An 18,570-nucleotide genomic window follows, 5' to 3' on the forward strand; every position below is an offset into this window, starting at 1 on the left:
GATCAACATCGGTCTCTGAAACTGCGCCAACGGATACCGGAGTTGAAATAACCCCCAATAACGGTCGGCTTGACAAAGGGGGCCTGCCGCACATTAATTAACACAATTGTTAAATTGGAGGCCATCATGCGCGGAATCACCATTACCTACAGTTTCGATGGCGACGAAGCCGACTGGAAGGCGACAACCGAGGCTTTCATTGCGGCCATTGATGCCGATCCCGCAGTCGCCGGAAAATTCACCTATCAAGTGGCCGTCGCTGATGACGGAAAGTCCCGCTTCCATTGGGGGCGCTGGGACAGTGCGGAAACACTGGCCCATGTCCAGTCGCAGACCTATTTCAAAAACTTCGCTGCCAAGGTGAAAGAGTTCGCCGGTGGTAATCCCAATGCAACCGGGCATGCGATTTCGGCGAAAACCGGCGGCTGGTAGGGCTATTCCAATCCCTCTTCGCCCAGCAGATGCCGCCCCTGCCGGTCTTCGACCTCGATCACCCAGAGGTCGGGATCGAAACCGCGTTGGCGGGTGACGGCAGCGTCAACATCGGCCTCGGGCCCGCTGGAAAGCTCAACCCATTTGCGTTCACCGCTCATCAGATCAAAGCTGCGCTGGAACGCTGTGGCCTGACCGTCCAGTGTGTTCAGCTTGACCAGCACCGCGCCGGCCGTGTCGTCGCCATGGACCACGACAAAGGCCGGGATTTCCTGAAACCGCAGCCGCGCCAAATAGGCGTGAACCCAAAATTCTGCGGTCAGCCGCGTCATGCCGCGGGTCCCGAGAATTTTCGTCGAAAACTCTTGTCGGATGTCATGCGTTGCCGTCTTTGAATTCCAGACCCATCTCCGAGTAACGCTCGGATTCTTCAAGCCAGTTGGGCCGGACCTTGACCTGAAGGAACAGGTGGATCTTGCGGTCCAGGAACTCTTCCAGCTCTGCTCGGGCCGTCTGACTGACGGCCTTGATGGTTTCGCCACGTTTGCCCAGCACGATGCCCTTGTGACCGTCGCGCATGACATAGATGACCTGATCGATCTTGGCGGAACCGTCCTTGCGTTCCTCCCAGTTCTCGGTTTCGACGGTCAGTTGATAGGGCAGTTCCTGATGCAGACGCAGGGTCAGTTTCTCGCGCGTCATCTCGGCCGCGATCATGCGCAGGGGCAGATCGGCGATCTGGTCCTCGGGGTAGAGCCATGGCCCCTCGGGCAGCTCATCCGCCAGCCATTTACGCAGATCGTCGACACCATAGCCTTTTTCGGCAGATATCATGAAGGTTTCTGCAAAGGGATAGCGCGCATTCAGGTCGCTGGTCAGCGCCAATAGTTTTTCGGACGGCACCTTGTCGATTTTGTTGATCGCCAATGCGACTTTGCGGCCCTGCCCAATCTCTTCCAGACCTTCGAGGATACGTTCCACCCCTTCGGTGATGCCACGATGGGCCTCGACCATCAGAACCACGATATCGGCATCCGCTGCGCCGCCCCAGGCGGCGGCGACCATGGCGCGGTCCAGACGGCGGCGCGGTTTGAACAGACCCGGCGTGTCGACGAAGACCAGTTGCGCGTCGCCTTCCATCGCCACGCCGCGAATGCGGGCGCGGGTGGTCTGCACCTTGTGCGTCACGATTGAGACCTTCGCCCCGACCATGCGGTTCAGAAGGGTGGATTTGCCTGCGTTGGGCTCTCCGATCAGGGCGATAAATCCGGCGCGTGTGCTCATGTGTCCTGCGATCCTGGTTGCAAGTGCGCACCCCTATAGCAGAAAGCCCGGGCGGGCCAGAGGGATTTGTCGCATTGCAGCCATGCGCCAGGGATGTCACCACAGGGGCGTGCCAAGCCACCCACAGCCAGGCGACATTCCCTTTCAACGAGGCAGACATGAAACGACGAGAGTTTCTATTGGGCAGCGCCGCCGCTGCCGGCGCACTGGGTCTGGGCGGGTTTGGTCGCGCGGCCGGCGCATCCGAACTGGTTGTTCAACCGGCCAGTTTTATCCTGCGCGACCAGGTTTCGACGGGAATGGTCAGCCTGTCGCCGGACGCGCCGCCACCCGTGCTTTACGGCAGGCAGGGCGAAGTGATGCGCTTGCCGGTGCGCAACACCCTGCCCGACCAGACCGCGATGCACTGGCACGGGCTGCGGATCGCCAACGCAATGGATGGAGTGCCCTACCTGACACAAATGCCGATCGGACCGGGTGAGGTTTTTGACTATGAATTCACCCCGCCGGATGCGGGTACCTACTGGTACCACCCCCATTGCATGACGATGGAGCAGATGGCCCACGGGCTGACCGGTGTGATGGTCATTGACGAAGCTCAGGACCCCGGGTTCGACAGCGAGCAGGTGATCAACCTGCGCGACTTTCGACTGAATGATGATGGGGCGTTTTTACCGGCCTACACCGCCCGCGGCGCGGCCCGGGCGGGGACATTTGGCAATGTGCAAACGGCGAACTGGCTGAACAAGCCGGTTTATGATCATGCCGCAGGTGGACTGGTGCGTCTTCGCGTGGTCAACACCGACACCACCCGTATCTACAAGGTGCATCTGCAAGGCGGCCAGGCCCGGATCATTGCCTGGGACGGACACCCGGTCGCGGTTGAAGTTCCGTTACCCGACGCGGATCAGCCCCTTCTGGTCGGGCCCGGTCAGCGGGTCGATTTCGCAGTGGCCATGCCGTCAGGTGAAGGGGAAACGGTCGATCTGATGGCCAAGTTTCCCGGCCAGCCGCATCGCGCAATGGCCCGATTGCGCGCCGCAGGGAAGTCAGTGGCACGTGATCTGCGCGAGTTGCGGCCATTGCTCCAGAACCCCATCGCCAAACCCGATCTGAACACCGCCGAACTGCATGAGTTTGTCTTTGGCTGGACACCCGAGGGCGGTGAACCCACCAACGGGTTCTGCGGCTCTCTCGGGTACAATTTCTGGTCGATCAACCGCAAACCATGGCCCGGCGACGCGGCGCAGGACGTTGGTCCTTTGGCGACACTTGAACGCGGCAAAAGTTATGTTCTGCGGTTGCGCAACGAGTCCCCGAACCTGCATCCGATCCATTTGCACGGGCTGGCCTTCGTGCCGCTAAAGTCGAACCTGCGCCACCTGCCGCCGCTGACAACGGATACGATGCTGTTGCTGAAAGACGAAGTGGTCGAGATAGCGCTTGTTGCCGACAATCCCGGCGACTGGGCCTTCCACTGCCATGTGATCGAACACCAGAAGACCGGGCTCACCGGGTTCATCCGGGTTACTTAGCGGGAAGACTGTCCAGCAATGCGCGCGCCGCTGCCTGTTCTGCCTGCCGCTTTGATCCGGCAGTGGCCTGCGCTTCGGCGCCGTCCTGCAGACGGGCAGCAATGGTAAAGACGGGCGCGTGGTCGGGGCCGCTGCGCCTTATTTCGACATATGAGGGCGGCTTCTGTCCCCGTGCCTGCGCCCATTCCTGAAGCGAGGTCTTGGCGTCGCGGGCGTCGGCCTCGACATTGTGGATGCGGTCACCCCAAAGCGCCAGGATCACGTCGCGTGCGGCCTCGAACCCGGCATCGCGGTAGATGGCGGCAATGACAGCCTCCATCGCGTCGCCCAGCAGGGCCTGCTTGCGACGACCACCGGACAGCATCTCGGACCGGCCGAGTTTCAGGACCGCGCCCAGATCGATTTGAAGCGCCACATCGGCGCAGGCCTCTTTGCGGACCAGCGCATTGAAACGGGGCGCAAGCTGTCCTTCGGAGGCTTTCTTGTCGGCCTCCAGCAGTGCGGTTGCCATTACAAGGCCCAGAACCCGGTCGCCCAGAAACTCAAGCCGCTGATTGTCGGGGCGGGTCGGGGACGAGACCGACCCGTGCGTCAGCGCCCGCAGTAGCAATTCTGGGTCGGAGAATTCATACCCCAGACGTTTCTGGAACGCCTTTATCTCGGCTGACAGCTTCAATTGACCGCCTTGAAGAAGCGATCTCCGCGCCAGGTCCAGAAGAACAGCATCGACCGACCTGCGGATGAGAACATGATGCGGTCCGCGCGACCGATCAGGTTTTCGTACGGCACATACCCGACCCCACCGGCAGACTGCGGCAGGCGGCTGTCGCTGGAATTGTCGCGATTGTCGCCCATGAAGAAATAGTGGCCTTCGGGCACCGTGTAGATGCCGGTGTTGTCGGACCCCTGATTGCCGATATTGAGCACATCATACGAGACGCCATTGGGCAGGGTTTCGATCAGGCGCGACTTCTCACACTGTCCCCCACGGCCGACAGGTCCGTTTTCACAGCGCGGGCGCAGACGTTGCGGGCCTTGAGGCTCGGCGATCTCGGTAAAGACCCCATCCGGCTGTTGCGGAACAGGGGTGCCGTTCAGAATGATCTGGCCTTCGCGAATTTGGATGCGGTCGCCCGGCAGGCCGATCAGGCGCTTGATATAATCGCGTCCGGTGACCGGGTGGCGAAACACGATGACGTCGCCGCGCGCCGGCTCGCCGCCCAGAATCCGTGCGTTGTCATCACCCGACAACCAGCCGCAGATATCTTCGGCGTCGATGTTCAGTCCAACGCTGGGGATGATCAGGCTGGGGCACGAGGCATAGGAGTAGCCATAGGCCATCTTGTTGACGAAGAGGAAATCCCCGATCAGCAAGGTCTGCTTCATCGACCCGGACGGAATCCAGAAGGGCTGAAAGAACAGGGTGCGGAAAACACCCGCGATCAGCAGGGCGTAGACGATGGTTTTGATCGTCTCCCAGATGCCACTTCCGGTTTTGGCTTCCTCGGCCATACTGCTCTCCGTTCCTTGCGTTGTTGGGGTGCTACATGCGGGTCGGTCGGGGGCGAGTCAAGGCTGCGCGGTGCCTTCGTGAAGCGGGCGCGCCTCGATCACCACAAAGGCCTGCGCCCACGGGTGATCATCGGTCAGGGTGACGTGAATGATCGCCTCGTGCCCGTCCGGTGTCATTTCCTTCAGACGCTCGGCAGCCCAGCCAGTGACATGCATGACGGGCTGCCCGGTGCGCAGGTTGGAAACCGCCATGTCCTTCCAAGCGATACCCATGCGCAGGCCGGTGCCCAGCGCCTTGGAACACGCCTCTTTCGCGGCCCAGCGCTTGGCATAGGTGCCTGCGGTATCGGCGCGACGCTCGGCCTTGCGCTGTTCGATCTCGGTGAAGACACGGTTGCGGAACCGGTCGCCAAACCGGTCGAGTGTGCCCTGAATGCGGTCGATATTCGCAAGGTCTGTACCGATGCCGAGGATCATGCGCTTCGGTTTTCCTTTTTCAAAAACACCGCATAGCCCCTTTTGGCCCCAAGAGTGAGGGCAAAGCGACACAAGACGATGGACACAAGGGCGAAAACAACTATTTGAGCGCCGAAGAATACCACTACTGATAGATCGGTGATCAGCACCTCAGCACCAACGTCAATTACCTGATACAGAAATAGTGCGAGTACGATATACAGGCCCATCGCAACCATTTTTCGGGCCAATTTCCAGCTTTTTTCAGACAGACCACATTGTCTGCCCTGCATACCGACATTTACCCCATAACAAAAAGCAGCCCAAACCAGCGCGATGGTCATCGGAAAAAGCGGGAAAGGCCACTCAATCTCGAAAAAGCGCTTTATCAAAACCAAAGCAGCCAGGGCCGATAAGGCGAATGCTGCAAACGCTAGCCAGCCCAATCTAACGTGTTCATCAGTCGCGAATATGACCTTTAACGGGCTCATTGTCCCCGCGCCTCATCCATCAATCGGCGCATTTCGGCAATGGCCGGGGTGAGGCCCAGAAAGATCAACTCGCCGATCAGGAAATGGCCGATGTTCAATTCGCGGACTTCAGGAAATTCGGCCACGGGTTTGACGGTGTCATAGGTCAGGCCGTGGCCCGCGTGAACCTCAAGCCCCAGCGAATGCGCATAGGCAGACATTTCGCGCAACGCATCCAGTTCGCGCGCGGCCTCGTCCATGCGGCCTTCGGCATGGGCGTCGCAATAGGCCCCGGTGTGCAGTTCAATCACCTCGGCCCCGATGCGATGGGCGGCTTCGATCTGGCGTTGATCGGCAGCAATAAAGATCGACACGCGGCACCCGGCCTCACGCAGCGGCGCGATGTAATGCGCAAGCTTGTTTTCCTCGCGCGCGACTTCCAGCCCGCCTTCGGTGGTGCGTTCCTCGCGCTTTTCGGGCACGATGCAAACCGCGTGAGGTTTGTGGCGTAGCGCAATTTTCTGCATTTCCGGGGTTGCGGCCATTTCAAAATTCAGCGGCACCGACAGAACCTCCATCAGCCCGTCGATATCGGCATCCGAGATATGGCGGCGGTCTTCGCGCAGATGGGCTGTGATACCATCGGCCCCGGCCTCTTCGGCCAGTTTGGCGGCGCGCAGCGGATCAGGATACGCCCCGCCACGGGCATTGCGCACGGTGGCCACGTGGTCGATATTCACGCCCAGACGCAGGTGGTTGTCAGACATCGCTTGATTCCTTTCCCGAATTCCGACCCGAGCCTAGTGGGTTTGCAACGGGAACGGCAGCCTCGGATTCGGCCAGACGTTTGATTTCTTCGAACTTAGCCTTGATCTTGGCGCGGCGGCGTTGCTGATAGGTGCGGATCAGTGGCAGGCTGAGATAAAAGCAGATCACTCCGGCCAGAATGCCGGGAAGGACGCCGCCGATCATGTAGGGATAAAACACCTCGCGGTAGAAGATGCCCAACCCGTGCCAGTCGGCCACCCGATCGGTAAACACGGCGATCAGGTTGTCCTTCAGGTCCCCTATTGCGTTGGCGAATTTACCCATCAGGCCGTGTGTATCGCCTTCCTGAAACTCGGTTCCCAGCAGGAAATGCCCGGTTTGCAGACAGACGACGCCGATGGGGACATAAGTTAGGGGATTACCGAAGAATGTTCCGCTGAGCGCGGCAAGAATGTTGCCGTTCAGCAGCCGGGCCAGCACAGCGGCGACCAAAAAATGCAGCCCGTAAAACGGCGTGAATGCCGCAAATACACCTGCGCCGATCCCGCGCGCGATGCGTTCAGGGGAATCCGGCAGGCGACGGACGCGGTGTTTGACATAGTGAAAGGCCCGGGTCCATCCGCCACGGGGATAGACGAATTCCGAAGCGATCTGGACAGGCGAGCGTCGATCTCGGCGCTTGAAAACCACTCCTGATCACCCCTTCTCAGCCAGCCGCAACGGCGGTTTTGGTCCTGTCTCTGTACCGCTCGACCGCGGCAACGTCGCTTTCGGCTTCCAACATCAGCATCAGCGAATGCAGCTGTTCCAGGTCGCGCAGTTCGACACTGATCAGAAGGCGGTAAAAATCCGGTTTGCGGTCGACGAATTCCAGGTTCGAGATATTGGCCTTTTTCTCACCGATCAATGTGCAAATACGCCCCAGCACCCCGGCATCGTTGCCAATCGTCACGTCCAGCGTCGCGCCATAGACGGCGGGGTGGGTGCCCGAATGCCAATGCAGATCAACCCAACGGTCGGGTTCGCTTTCGTAATCGGACAGGCGATCGCAGTCGATGGCATGCACGACCACGCCCTTGCCGCGATAGGTGATGCCAACGATACGCTCACCCGGCAAGGGTTGACAGCAGGGCGCACGGTCGAATTTCTGCCCCGGTTCAAGGCCAATCACAGCCCGGCGCAGCGGGATCGCGTCACCTTCGTCCTGTGTCAGTTCAGGATAGACCGCGCTGACAACGTCATGCGCCGTCAGTTCGGCGCTGCCCAGGCGGGCCAGCAGCTCATGCCGGTCTTTCAGGCGCAGGTGTTTGGCAGCCGTGTCCAGGGCCTTGTCGGTCGCCTTGCGGCCCACGTTTTCAAACCCGGACCGCGCCAGTTCCTTGCCCAGCTTGATAAAGCGTTCACGGTCCACCTCGCGCAACGCGCGGCGGATGGCCGTGCGGGCCTTGCCGGTGACCGCAATCTCAAGCCAGGTGACCTGCGGCGTCTGGCCGTCGGCGGTGATGATGTCCACCGATTGCCCGTTCTTGATCCGGGTCCAGAGCGGCACGCGGATACCGTCCACCTTGGCCCCCACGCAGGCATGCCCGATACGGGTATGGATGGCATAGGCAAAGTCGATCGGCGTCGCCCCGCGCGGCAGCTTCACCACGTCGCCCTTGGGCGTGAAGCAGAACACCTGATCCGAGTACATCTCCAGCTTGACCGCTTCGAGGAAATCCTCGTGATCATCCTCGCTGTCGAATTGCTCGGTCAGGTTCGCAATCCACTTGGCCGGGTCCACGGCAAAGGGGTTTTCCGAGCGCACGCCGTCGCGATACGACCAGTGCGCCGCGACGCCGGTTTCGGCCACGTCATGCATCTGGCGGGTGCGGATCTGCACCTCGACCCGTTTGCCGTCACGGCCCGAGACAGTGGTGTGGATCGAGCGATAACCGTTTGATTTCGGCTGGCTGATGTAATCCTTGAAGCGCCCCGGCACCGCGCGCCAGCGCTGGTGGATCGCGCCGAGGGTGCGGTAACAATCCTCTTCGGTCTGGGTGATGATGCGGAACCCATAGATGTCGGAAAGGCGCGAGAAGCCCTGATCCTTTTCCTGCATCTTGCGCCAGATGGAATAGGGTTTCTTGGCGCGGCCGAATACTTCGGCTTCAATACCCGCCTTTTCCAGCTCGTGCCGCATGTCACCGGTGATGCGATGGATCACGTCGCCGGTTTCGCGTTGCAGCGTGATGAAACGGCGGATGATCGACTGACGGCCTTCGGGGTTCAGGACGCGGAAGGCGAGGTCTTCCAGTTCCTCGCGCATCCATTGCATACCCATCCGGCCCGCAAGCGGCGCGTATATATCCATCGTCTCGCGCGCTTTCACCACTTGCTTTTCCGGACGCATCGCCTTGATCGTCCGCATGTTGTGCAGGCGGTCGGCCAGCTTGACCAGAATGACCCGCAGGTCCTTGGACATGGCCATGAACAGTTTGCGGAAATTCTCGGCCTGCTTGGTCTCGCGACTGGAAAGCTGCAGGTTGGTCAGCTTGGTGACGCCGTCGACCAGCTTGGCGACCTCTTCCCCGAACAGCTCGGACACTTTGCCGTAATTGGCCTTGGTATCCTCGATCGTGTCGTGCAGCAGCGCAGTAATAATGGTCGCATCATCCAGACGCTGTTCGGTCAGGATGGCGGCAACGGCAACGGGATGGGTGAAATAGGGCTCGCCGGAGTGGCGGAACTGACCTTCATGCATCTGCTTTCCGAACTCATAGGCCCGGGCGATGCGGTCAGCATTTGTCTTGGGGTTGTAGTTGCGGACCAGCGCAATCAGATCGTCAGCAGAAATCATCCGGTCCGCACCTTCGTGTCTGGGGCTTACCCCTGGCCTTGAGCCTCCATCAGAGCGCGCAGCAGCTTCTCTTCGGACATGTCGTCATCGGCAGGCTTGTCCGATTCCGCACCCATCAGCAGAGCCATCTGGTCCTCTTCAGGCTCATCCACCTCGATCTGAGTTTGGTTGGCCTCGATCAGACGCTCGCGCAGTTCATCGGCGCTCTGGGTTTCGTCGGCAATCTCGCGCAGTGACACGACAGGGTTCTTGTCGTTGTCACGGTCCACGGTGATCGGGCCACCGGCAGAAATCTCGCGCGCACGATGGGCGGCAAGCATCACCAGTTCGAACCGGTTCGGAACCTTGTCTACGCAATCTTCTACCGTCACGCGGGCCATTGGGCGCTCTCCGTTACTGAATCCATGTCAGGAAGCCGTTTATCTAAGCGCGAATCCCTGCCTTGACAAGCAAGAAATGCCATCAAAGCACCAATCACAATGGGGTGACCGCCGCCGTGTCTTCAGCAGGCAGGTCCGAGAGCATTTCCGCGACCGTCCGCCCCAGCACCGGATGGCGCCACCCGGCGGCCACATCCGCCATCGGAACCAGAACAAAAGCACGGTCCTGCAGGCGGGGATGCGGCAGGATCAGCTGATCCGGGGCCTGTTGTTTCTGCGCCTCGGACGGCAAATTCCGCCACCTGTCATATTCGGCCAGGTCCGGCAGAACCAGATCACCGTGGCAGACCAGATCCAGATCAAGCGTCCGCATACCCCAGCGTTGCACCCGTTCGCGGCCAAATTCGTGTTCAACCTCATGCAGCACGCGCAAAAGGTCGGCGGGCGACCGATCCGCCCCGATCAGGGCGGCGGCGTTGACATAATCCGGGCCCGCACCGGCCGGGAAACACGGCGTCCGGTAAAAGCGGCTTGTGGCGCGAATCACCACCCCCTGACGCGAAATCGCGTCCAGGGCCTTCTGAAGTGTCACCTTGGGTTCTGAACCTCTCAAACTGAGATTTGCCCCCAACGCGATCACCGCTTCTGACGAAAAATTGCTCATCCTGCTCCCTATATTCGGCGAATTGCATACTTGCGATACATAATAAAAGCCTTAATTATAGGCGTATCAGCGCGCCGCATATTTCCTAAGCTCACTCACGTAACACCCGGCGTTCTGGTTTGTACCGGAAGGATCTATTTATGTTTTATAAAGACGAACGGCTAGCGCTGTTCATCGACGGCTCGAATCTTTATGCGGCCGCAAAAGCACTGGGGTTTGACATCGACTACAAGCTGCTGCGCCAGGAGTTCATGCGCCGCGGCAAGATGCTCAGGGCTTTTTACTACACAGCGCTGCTGGAAAACGACGAGTATTCGCCGATCCGTCCCCTGGTTGACTGGCTGCATTACAACGGCTTCACCATGGTGACCAAACCAGCTAAGGAATACACCGACAGCATGGGGCGTCGGAAGGTCAAGGGCAACATGGATATCGAACTGACCGTGGATGCCATGGAACTTGCGCCGCGTGTCGATCATATCGTGCTGTTTTCGGGCGATGGGGATTTCCGCCCGCTGATTGCAAGCCTTCAGCGTCAGGGCGTGCGCGTTTCGGTGGTTTCCACCATCCGCAGCCAGCCGCCGATGATCTCGGACGAGCTGCGCCGCCAGGCAGATAACTTCATCGAACTGGAAGACCTGCGCGAAGTAATCGGGCGCCCTCCGCGCGATGTGCCGATGGAACCGCGCAGCGTCGCGGCGGCCGGCGGGCAATAAGCCCCGGCTGCTCATTTCCGGGGAAGAAATCGGCGCGGTCAGGATTTTCCACCCTGACCGCGCTGCTTTAACTAGGAACAGGTGCTGAAACACCTATTGGCTAGCACTGATTCATGTCAGGTAAATGACGCCGTCCTGTCTGGACCAAGGCCGGGAAAAGACTTACCTGTGGCCGTATGGAGACCGTGACATGACAAAGCCCCCGCTGACCCTTTACCTTGCCGCCCCGCGCGGATTCTGCGCCGGTGTGGACCGGGCGATCAAGATCGTTGAAATGGCGCTGCAGAAGTGGGGCGCGCCGGTTTATGTGCGCCATGAAATCGTGCACAACAAATTCGTCGTCGACGGGCTGCGCGCCAAGGGCGCGGTGTTTGTCGAGGAACTGGATGAATGCCCCGATGACCGCCCGGTGATCTTTTCCGCCCATGGTGTGCCCAAATCGGTTCCGGCCACGGCGGCACAGCGCGAGATGATCTATGTCGACGCCACCTGCCCGCTGGTGTCGAAGGTTCACGTCGAGGCCCAGCGCCACGCGGACGCCGGGCTGCAGATGATCATGATCGGCCACAAGGGCCACCCCGAAACCGTCGGCACCATGGGGCAACTGCCCGAAGGCGAGGTTCTGCTGGTCGAAACCGTCGAGGATGTCGCGCGCGTCGCGGTGCGTGATGCCGACAAGCTGGCTTTTGTGACTCAGACCACGCTGTCCGTGGATGACACCAAGGACATCATTTCCGCCCTTCAGGCCCGGTTTCCCGCCATCATCGGACCGCACAAAGAAGACATCTGCTATGCCACCACCAACCGGCAGGAAGCGGTCAAGGCTGTCGCTCCGAAATCGGACGCCCTGCTGGTGGTCGGCGCTCCGAATTCGTCGAATTCGCGCCGTCTGGTCGAGGTCGCAGCGCGCGCCGGCTGCAACTATGCCCAACTGGTGCAACGCGCGACCGATATCGACTGGCGGGCGCTGGAGGGGATTTCCACCATTGCCATCACCGCCGGCGCGTCAGCCCCCGAGGTGTTGGTCAACGAGGTGATCGACGCCTTCCGCGACCATTATGATGTGACCGTCGAAATGGTGGAAACGGCGGTTGAAAATGTCGAATTCAAGGTGCCCCGCGTGCTGAGAGAACCCGCATGAGCGGTATCCCAAGGGCACCGTTTGTCCTCGGGCTGGCGGGGTTGATCCCGTTCATCTGGGGCGCGCTGACGTACCTGAGCGATGATCTGCACGCCTGGGGCACACACGCAATGGGCGCGCGTTTTGTCGGGCCCTATGTGCAGTTGTTCTATGGCTCGGTGATCCTCAGCTTTATGTCCGGTGTGCTCTGGGGCTTTGCCACAAAGACCTCGGGCAGCAAGGCAGCAACCTGCTATACGCTGTCGGTTCTGCCCGCGCTGTGGGCGTTTTTCAAAACCGGCGGCGGACCGGTCAGCACAGGGACCAACCTGATGTATGGTTTTGCCGGGCTGCTGGTGCTGGACGCCATTTTCGCGTACTGGCGGCTGACCCCAACCTGGTGGTTGCGGCTGCGCGTGGTGCTGACAGTCATTGTCCTGGCCTGCCTCGCCGTAGGAGTTTACCTGTGACCGACGAAAGAACGATCAAAGCCTATTCGACCCGCGTGATGGACTATCTGCAGATCCCCCTGCCCCCGGAACAGATTGAGGCCCGCATGGCCTTTGCCGAAGCGGTGGGCACCGGATATGTCCTGGACCTGGGCTCCGGCCCTGGTTCGGACAGCGCCTTTTTCATGCGCGAAGGGCTGACGGTCCGCGCGCTGGACGCCACCCCGGCCTTTGTTGAACATGCCCGCGAAAACGGTGTGGACGCGCATCTGGGCACGTTCGACGATGTAAGTGAAGAGGCCGCGTATGACGGCGTCTATGCCAGTTTTTCGCTGCTGCATTCCTCGCGTGCAGATTTCCCCAAACATCTGGCCGCCATCCACCGTGCCCTGAAACCCGAGGGTGTTTTTTTCCTCGGATTGAAACTGGGCACCGGCGAACACCGCGACGACCTGGACCGCTATTACACCTATTTCTCGCAGACCGAGATCGAAGAAGCGCTGGCGCAGGCCGGGTTCACCATCGACCGGATCACCACCGGGATGGGAAAGGGGCTGGCGGGGTCCTATGACGGGTTTATTCTGGTTCTGGCCCATGCCTGAGCTTTTTGCCTATACCGACGGCGCCTGTTCCGGCAATCCCGGCCCCGGCGGCTGGGGCGTGTTGTTGCGCGCGGTGGACGGCGACAAAGTCCTGAAAGAGCGCGAACTGAACGGTGGCGAGGCCGAGACCACCAACAACCGCATGGAATTGCTGGCCGCGATCAGCGCGCTGGAAACGCTCGATCGGGCGTCGAAGATCACCGTCGTGACCGACAGCGCCTATGTGAAAAACGGCGTAACCGGGTGGATATTCGGGTGGAAGCGGAACGGCTGGAAAACCTCGAACAAGAAGCCGGTCAAGAATGTCGACCTGTGGCAGCGTCTGGATGAGGCGCAGACCCGCCACGACGTGACCTGGGAATGGGTCAAGGGCCATGCGGGGCACCCCGAAAACGAAAAAGCCGATGAGCTTGCCCGTGCGGGCATGGCCCCGTTCAAACCGAAAAAGGCGCAGGCGTGAGCGGGCTTGCCCTGCTCGATTACGCCTCGGTTCTGGTCTTTGCGCTGACAGGTGCGTTGGTGGCCAGCCGGGCGCAACTGGACCTTGTCGGGTTCGCGTTTATCGCATGTCTGACCGCGGTTGGCGGCGGCACGGTGCGCGATTTGCTGCTGAACCGTCACCCGGTGTTCTGGGTGGGGCAGCCTGACTATGTCCTGATTGCGGTCGCGGCCGCCGTTTTGGTGTTCTTCACCGCTCATCTGGTGGAAAGCCGGTACAACTGGCTGGTGTGGCTGGACAGTTTTGCCTTGTCCGTTGCCGTTGCCGCCGGCACGGGTGCGGCTCTGGCGCTGGGTCAGCCGGGCGTGATCGTGGTCCTGATGGGAATAACCACCGGCTGCCTTGGCGGGTTGATGCGCGACGTGGTCTGCAATGAGGTGCCGCTGGTTCTGAAACAGGGCGAGCTGTATGTGTCCTGCGCCTTTGCCGGTGCGCTGACCGCTGTGCCGATCACCCTTCTGGGGTTTGGAGAGTTTGTGGCGCTGTCTGCCTGCGCGCTGATCTGCTGGGCTTTGCGGGCCGGTTCGTTGCTGTTTGGCTGGCAGCTGCCGGTCTACAAAGCCCGCCCACCGCGCCGCTGAAGCGCTGCCCCTCCACGCCTGCCAAGCGCAGTTTGAAAAGCCGGAAGTTGTACCGCCACTTTGCCTTCTTTGGGGATGTCGCAGCCTTGTGGCACGATGGGGCAGACATTTCGCAGGTTCAACGGTCAGTGGGAGGGACCAATGGATATGAAAGAAACACTCGAAAAATTCGACGCCGCCTATAATGACGCATTCAACCGGGGCGACGCGGACGGGTGTGCTGCGTTCTTTACCGAAGACGTCATGCTGATGCCGCCCGGCGAACCCATGACGCGCGGCAGAGCCGCTTTCGTCGAAACCTACCGCTCCCGCATCAGGGAAAATACCGGTGGCACCCACGAGAACGCGTTGATCGACTATGGCGTAGACGGCGATATGGCCTATCAGGTCGGAACTTATGCCATCGCGGATACGGACCCGCCCGAAAAAGGCAAGTTCGTCAACATCCTGAAACGCCAGCCTGACGGCGCATGGAAAGTCGCCATTTCCATATTCAACAGCGATCTACCCTGAACCGGTCGCTTTGGGCGGTAAGTCCTCCCCATTGCCCAATGCCCGGGCGCTGGCGGGCTAGCGGCGCAGATAGGTCTGCCAGATCCAGATCACCAGCAGCGCACCAAGTACGGCGCCGACAAAGCCCGACAGCCAGCCCGCCAGCGTTATGAGGGCGCGCAACAGAAATCCGCCCACCAGGGCCCCGACGATGCCGATCAGCATGGTTGTGGGGATATCCGCCTCGATCCGCATCTGGCGGGTGGCCAGAAAGCCAGCGGCGGCTCCGATCACGATCAGGGCAATGACGGGCATGCTACTTCCTCCAATGGGTGGGTACGATGACCAGCGCACCGACGGAAGACACGATGGCGTTCATCCCCGGCGACCCGATTCCGAAATTGAACCCGAACATTCTGCCAAACATGATCTGCGCGAAGTAAAACAAAAACGCCCCGCCGATACAAATGATGACGGACGGCAGATACCCGTTCCGGGTGAAGCCGGATTTTTCCGAAAGCGCCCCCACCGCAGCAGCAATCAGCACCGTCCCAAACAAAATCATGTACAAGTCACTGTTCCTTCTGAATTCGGCGTCCTTTGGGCACGGGCCAGCCGCGCAGAAACACATCCGCATCCTGTGCCCCCTTGCCTGCCCGTTGCAGACGCAGCAGGTCAACCGCGCCGTTTCCACAGGCCACGCGCAGTGTGTCATTGAGGACCTCACCCGGCGCGCCCTGCCCCTCGGCCAATCGTGAGGCGAGCAGTTTCACGCGTTCGCCGTCCATCTCGGTCCAGGCCCCCGGAAAGGGCGACAGGCCCCGGATCAGGCGATCGACTTCGTGCGCGGGTCGGGTCCAGTCCACCCGCGCCTCGGATTTGTCGATCTTGGTCGCATAGGTCACGCCTTCGTCCGGTTGTGGTTCGGGCGTAAGGTCCGGCAGCCGGTACAGCGCCTCGACAATCAGATCCGCACCCATCAACGCAAGGCGGTCGTGTAACTGGGCCGTAGTTTCCTCGGGCCCGATATCGGTGGCCCTGCGCAGCAGAACCGGGCCGGTGTCCAGCCCGGCCTCCATCTGCATGATGCAAATGCCGGTGCGGGCATCGCCAGCCATGATCGCCCGGTGAATTGGCGCGGCACCCCGCCAACGCGGCAGTAAGCTGGCGTGGATGTTCAGGCATCCCTGCGTTGGCGCGTCCAGAATGGGTTGCGGCAGCAACAGGCCATAGGCCACGACCACGGCCACATCGGCATTCAGCGCGGCAAAGGCCGCCTGGTCTTCCGGTGATTTCAATGACACCGGATGGCGCACGGTCAGGCCCAGAGCCTCGGCGCTGGCATGCACCGACGTCGGACGGTCCTTTTTGCCGCGACCCGCCGGGCGCGGGGGCTGACAATACACCGCAGCAATCTCGTGCCCGGCCTGAATCAGAGCGTCCAGTACAGGAACCGAGAAATCCGGCGTGCCCATGAAAATGACCCGCATTCCTACCCCTGCTTTCTGGCTTTGCGCAACAGCATGTCCCGTTTGACCTTGCTGAGCCGGTCGAAGTACATCCGGCCGTTCAGGTGGTCGATCTGATGCTGGACGCTGGTGGCTTCGATGCCAACAAAATCGCGTCGATCGATCATACCGTGCTCGTTCAGATATCTGACCGTCACAGCGCGCGGACGTTTCACCTTGGCCGAAACACCCGGCAAGTTCGGGCTGGCCTCGTCATGTTCGCGCAGCTCAATCGAACTGTGCAGGATTTCCGGATTTGCCAGACGCACCGCGCGACCACGCTCGGTCGAGCCGTCCACGACAGCCAGTCGCAGCATCACACCGATCTGCGGGGCGGCCAGACCGACGCCGGGCATCGCCTCCATCGTGTCGATCATGTCGTCCCAGATCGCGCGTATCTCATCGGTGATCTCGGTGACGTCCTCGGCCTTGGTCCGCAGGCGTTTGTCCGGCCACGGCAGGCAGGTTCGAACAGTCATGCGCGGGCCCGCTCGCGCTTTAGCTTCTGCATCTTGCGGGTGATCATCTGACGTTTCAGCGGCTTGAGGTAATCGATGAACAGCTTGCCGTTCAGGTGATCAATCTCATGCTGCACACAGGTTGCCCAGAGCCCGTCGAAGGTTTCCTGTTGCAGGTTCCCATCGCGATCCAACCACGTGACATCGACCACTTTGGGGCGCGTCACCTCGGCGAATTGCTCGGGGATCGACAGGCAGCCTTCTTCGTAGACATTGGTTTCTTCCGACGACGCGATGACTTCCGGGTTGAACATGATCAGCGGGCGCGGCGTCTCACCCTCTTCCTTGATGCAATCCAACACGATCAAGCGGTCCAACACCCCAATCTGCGGCGCGGCCAGCCCGATGCCGGGCGCGTCATACATCGTCTCCAGCATGTCATCGGCCAACTGCCGCAAGTCGTCGGTGATGTCGGAAACCGGCGCGCAGACCTTTTTCAGGCGGGGATCGGGATGGATCAGGATATTGCGTTTCATGGGGTTGATTTAGGCCATCCCGCCCCCCGCCGCAACGCCCCCCTTGCGCCCGCAGGAATAGCAGCTAGCTTTCGGCAGGACAGATGGAGAAGACATGACTTTCAACGACCTGATCGACCGCCGGGGAACCAACAGTTCAAAATGGGACAAGATGGAGGTGCTATATGGCGTCTCGCCCGAGGACGGGCTGGCCATGTGGACGGCAGATTCTGATTACGCAACAGCGCCTTGCGTGATCGACGCAGTGCGCAAAGCCGCCGATCATGGTGCCTTCGGATATTCCTGGATTCACCCGGATTACCTGGCCTCGGTCCAGTGGTGGATGAAAAACCGCCACGGCTGGGAGATCGACACCGATTGGGTGCTGACGTCGCAGGGTCTCGGCAACGCAATTGCCCTCTGTCTGGATGTCTGGAGCGAACCGGGTGACGGCGTGGTGATTTTCAGCCCCGTCTATCATGAGTTCGCCCACAAGGTGAACAAATCCGGGCGTCGTGTGGTCGAATGCCCGCTGGTGCAGCACGGCGATTCCTATGTTCTGGGTCTGGACGACGCGCAAACGCGGCTGGACGGGTCGGAAAAACTGTTGCTCTGGTGCTCACCCCAGAATCCGTCGGGCCGGGTCTGGACGCCGGACGAACTGCGCGCGGTGGCCGCCTTCGCTGAACGCAACGGGCTGATCCTGGTCTCTGACGAAATCCACCACGATCTGGTCTATCCCGGCAGCACCTTCGTGCCGATGGATGTGGCCGCCCCTGACGCGCGGCCCTGGACTGTCACCCTGACGGCAGCGTCCAAAACGTTCAACATCGCCGGTCAGCGGACAGGCAATATGATCATTCCCGATCCGAAACTGCGCGCGGCCATGCGCCACCGGATACAAACGCTGGATTACGATCCCAGTGCGCTGGGGGTGGCGATGATCACGGCCGCCTATTCGCCGGAAGGGGCGGAATGGGTCAACGCGCAGATCGCGCATCTGGACAGAAACCGTAAGATCTTTGACGCCGCCATCGCCGAGATTCCCGGTTTGTGGTCCATGCCGCTGCAGGCCACTTACCTGGCATGGGTTGATTTCTCGGGCACCGGAATGAACCACGACGAATTCGTCCGGCGCCTGCGTGAGGGAGCCCGGATCGCCACATCTTCTGGCCCCGGTTTTGGCACTGGGGGGGAGACCTTTGAACGGTTCAATCTGGCCACCCAGCGGGCGCGGGTTGAAGATGCCTGTGAACGGCTGAAGCACGCCTTTGCCGATCTGCAGTAGGG

26 protein-coding genes are annotated in these 18,570 nt (G+C 60.7%); 10 read left to right on the plus strand and 16 right to left on the minus strand.

Annotated features, from left to right (window positions below; genetic code table 11):
- Nucleotides 1-126: 126 nt before the first annotated feature.
- Entirely contained in the window at nt 127-432 is a 306-nt protein-coding gene (locus ACXAC3_RS17720) for a hypothetical protein (RefSeq protein WP_475162964.1), read from the plus strand.
- 2 nt (nt 433-434) lie between these two features.
- On the opposite strand, the gene ACXAC3_RS17725 is transcribed toward ACXAC3_RS17720, so the two are convergent.
- Nucleotides 435-764 (minus strand): DUF1491 family protein, encoded by a 330-nt coding sequence (locus ACXAC3_RS17725; protein WP_475162966.1) that lies wholly within the window; start codon nt 762-764, stop codon nt 435-437.
- 43 nt (nt 765-807) lie between these two features.
- Nucleotides 808-1,716 carry a GTPase Era gene (era, locus tag ACXAC3_RS17730; RefSeq protein WP_475162969.1) on the minus strand — a complete coding sequence of 303 codons (909 nt, stop codon included), beginning with the start codon at nt 1,714-1,716 and terminating at the stop codon, nt 808-810.
- A gap of 158 nt (nt 1,717-1,874) precedes the next feature.
- Between era and ACXAC3_RS17735 the strand changes: the two genes are divergently transcribed.
- Nucleotides 1,875-3,251: a multicopper oxidase family protein gene (locus ACXAC3_RS17735; RefSeq protein ID WP_475162973.1), complete on the plus strand. Its 1,377-nt coding sequence runs from the start codon at nt 1,875-1,877 to the stop codon at nt 3,249-3,251.
- Here ACXAC3_RS17735 and rnc read toward each other — a convergent pair.
- The 9 genes from rnc to folK all read right to left on the minus strand — a co-directional run bounded on the left by rnc (nt 3,244) and on the right by folK (nt 10,340).
- The gene (gene rnc, locus ACXAC3_RS17740) at nt 3,244-3,927 is read right to left on the minus strand and encodes a ribonuclease III (protein WP_475162976.1); all 684 of its coding nucleotides are present in this window, start codon (nt 3,925-3,927) and stop codon (nt 3,244-3,246) included. The two genes, ACXAC3_RS17735 and rnc, sit on opposite strands and share 8 nt — an antisense overlap.
- Nucleotides 3,924-4,763, minus strand: coding sequence for a signal peptidase I (lepB, locus tag ACXAC3_RS17745; RefSeq protein WP_475162977.1), 840 nt, complete (start codon nt 4,761-4,763; stop codon nt 3,924-3,926). The genes rnc and lepB overlap by 4 nt, the downstream gene beginning before the upstream one ends.
- 57 nt (nt 4,764-4,820) lie before the next feature.
- Nucleotides 4,821-5,240 (minus strand): holo-ACP synthase, encoded by a 420-nt coding sequence (gene acpS / locus ACXAC3_RS17750; protein WP_475162979.1) that lies wholly within the window; start codon nt 5,238-5,240, stop codon nt 4,821-4,823.
- Nucleotides 5,237-5,710, minus strand: a complete 474-nt coding sequence (locus ACXAC3_RS17755) for a hypothetical protein (RefSeq protein ID WP_475162981.1) — start codon at nt 5,708-5,710, stop codon at nt 5,237-5,239. Before ACXAC3_RS17755 ends, acpS begins: the two co-directional genes overlap by 4 nt.
- On the minus strand, nt 5,707-6,456 hold the full coding sequence (locus tag ACXAC3_RS17760) for a pyridoxine 5'-phosphate synthase (protein WP_475162985.1): 750 nt from the start codon (nt 6,454-6,456) through the stop codon (nt 5,707-5,709). Before ACXAC3_RS17760 ends, ACXAC3_RS17755 begins: the two co-directional genes overlap by 4 nt.
- Complete coding sequence (locus ACXAC3_RS17765; RefSeq protein WP_475162987.1) at nt 6,449-7,147, minus strand: DUF2062 domain-containing protein; 699 nt, start codon at nt 7,145-7,147, stop codon at nt 6,449-6,451. Before ACXAC3_RS17765 ends, ACXAC3_RS17760 begins: the two co-directional genes overlap by 8 nt.
- Before the next feature lie 16 nt (nt 7,148-7,163).
- Nucleotides 7,164-9,296: a RelA/SpoT family protein gene (locus ACXAC3_RS17770; RefSeq protein ID WP_475162988.1), complete on the minus strand. Its 2,133-nt coding sequence runs from the start codon at nt 9,294-9,296 to the stop codon at nt 7,164-7,166.
- A 26-nt stretch (nt 9,297-9,322) separates the two neighbouring features.
- Nucleotides 9,323-9,676, minus strand: coding sequence for a DNA-directed RNA polymerase subunit omega (gene rpoZ, locus ACXAC3_RS17775; RefSeq protein ID WP_010437681.1), 354 nt, complete (start codon nt 9,674-9,676; stop codon nt 9,323-9,325).
- Between the two features lie 94 nt (nt 9,677-9,770).
- Nucleotides 9,771-10,340, minus strand: coding sequence for a 2-amino-4-hydroxy-6-hydroxymethyldihydropteridine diphosphokinase (folK, locus tag ACXAC3_RS17780; RefSeq protein ID WP_475162990.1), 570 nt, complete (start codon nt 10,338-10,340; stop codon nt 9,771-9,773).
- A gap of 140 nt (nt 10,341-10,480) precedes the next feature.
- Here folK and ACXAC3_RS17785 point away from each other — a divergent pair, with 140 nt between their 5' ends.
- The 7 genes from ACXAC3_RS17785 (at nt 10,481) to ACXAC3_RS17815 (ending at nt 14,820) form a co-directional block, all read left to right on the plus strand.
- A complete protein-coding gene (locus tag ACXAC3_RS17785) occupies nt 10,481-11,056 on the plus strand; it encodes a LabA-like NYN domain-containing protein (RefSeq protein WP_475162992.1) in 576 nt (191 codons plus the stop codon).
- 190 nt (nt 11,057-11,246) lie between these two features.
- Nucleotides 11,247-12,197: a 4-hydroxy-3-methylbut-2-enyl diphosphate reductase gene (gene ispH / locus ACXAC3_RS17790; protein WP_475162993.1), complete on the plus strand. Its 951-nt coding sequence runs from the start codon at nt 11,247-11,249 to the stop codon at nt 12,195-12,197.
- A complete protein-coding gene (locus ACXAC3_RS17795; protein ID WP_475162995.1) occupies nt 12,194-12,646 on the plus strand; it encodes a DUF3429 domain-containing protein in 453 nt (150 codons plus the stop codon). Before ispH ends, ACXAC3_RS17795 begins: the two co-directional genes overlap by 4 nt.
- Entirely contained in the window at nt 12,643-13,227 is a 585-nt protein-coding gene (locus tag ACXAC3_RS17800; protein WP_475162998.1) for a class I SAM-dependent DNA methyltransferase, read from the plus strand. Before ACXAC3_RS17795 ends, ACXAC3_RS17800 begins: the two co-directional genes overlap by 4 nt.
- Entirely contained in the window at nt 13,220-13,687 is a 468-nt protein-coding gene (gene rnhA / locus ACXAC3_RS17805; protein WP_475163003.1) for a ribonuclease HI, read from the plus strand. The genes ACXAC3_RS17800 and rnhA overlap by 8 nt, the downstream gene beginning before the upstream one ends.
- Nucleotides 13,684-14,307, plus strand: coding sequence for a trimeric intracellular cation channel family protein (locus ACXAC3_RS17810; RefSeq protein ID WP_475163005.1), 624 nt, complete (start codon nt 13,684-13,686; stop codon nt 14,305-14,307). Before rnhA ends, ACXAC3_RS17810 begins: the two co-directional genes overlap by 4 nt.
- A 141-nt stretch (nt 14,308-14,448) precedes the next feature.
- Nucleotides 14,449-14,820: a YybH family protein gene (locus ACXAC3_RS17815; protein WP_475163008.1), complete on the plus strand. Its 372-nt coding sequence runs from the start codon at nt 14,449-14,451 to the stop codon at nt 14,818-14,820.
- Between the two features lie 57 nt (nt 14,821-14,877).
- On the opposite strand, the gene ACXAC3_RS17820 is transcribed toward ACXAC3_RS17815, so the two are convergent.
- From ACXAC3_RS17820 to def (ACXAC3_RS17840), 5 genes are read right to left on the minus strand one after another with little or no spacing between them, the layout of a single operon-like run.
- On the minus strand, nt 14,878-15,114 hold the full coding sequence (locus ACXAC3_RS17820) for a GlsB/YeaQ/YmgE family stress response membrane protein (protein ID WP_475163011.1): 237 nt from the start codon (nt 15,112-15,114) through the stop codon (nt 14,878-14,880).
- Between the two features lies 1 nt (nt 15,115).
- Nucleotides 15,116-15,364, minus strand: coding sequence for a hypothetical protein (locus ACXAC3_RS17825; RefSeq protein ID WP_475163013.1), 249 nt, complete (start codon nt 15,362-15,364; stop codon nt 15,116-15,118).
- Nucleotides 15,365-15,371: 7 nt separating this feature from the next.
- The gene (gene fmt / locus ACXAC3_RS17830; RefSeq protein ID WP_475163015.1) at nt 15,372-16,289 is read right to left on the minus strand and encodes a methionyl-tRNA formyltransferase; all 918 of its coding nucleotides are present in this window, start codon (nt 16,287-16,289) and stop codon (nt 15,372-15,374) included.
- Nucleotides 16,290-16,291: 2 nt separating this feature from the next.
- The gene (def, locus tag ACXAC3_RS17835) at nt 16,292-16,786 is read right to left on the minus strand and encodes a peptide deformylase (protein ID WP_475163017.1); all 495 of its coding nucleotides are present in this window, start codon (nt 16,784-16,786) and stop codon (nt 16,292-16,294) included.
- Nucleotides 16,783-17,301: a peptide deformylase gene (gene def, locus ACXAC3_RS17840; RefSeq protein ID WP_475163021.1), complete on the minus strand. Its 519-nt coding sequence runs from the start codon at nt 17,299-17,301 to the stop codon at nt 16,783-16,785. Before def (ACXAC3_RS17840) ends, def (ACXAC3_RS17835) begins: the two co-directional genes overlap by 4 nt.
- A 94-nt stretch (nt 17,302-17,395) precedes the next feature.
- On the opposite strand from def (ACXAC3_RS17840), the gene ACXAC3_RS17845 reads away from it, so the two are divergent.
- Complete coding sequence (locus ACXAC3_RS17845; RefSeq protein WP_475163023.1) at nt 17,396-18,568, plus strand: MalY/PatB family protein; 1,173 nt, start codon at nt 17,396-17,398, stop codon at nt 18,566-18,568.
- The last annotated feature ends 2 nt before the right edge of the window (nt 18,569-18,570 follow it).

The sequence above is a fragment of the Ruegeria sp. ABV4_181 genome (assembly GCF_056158465.1).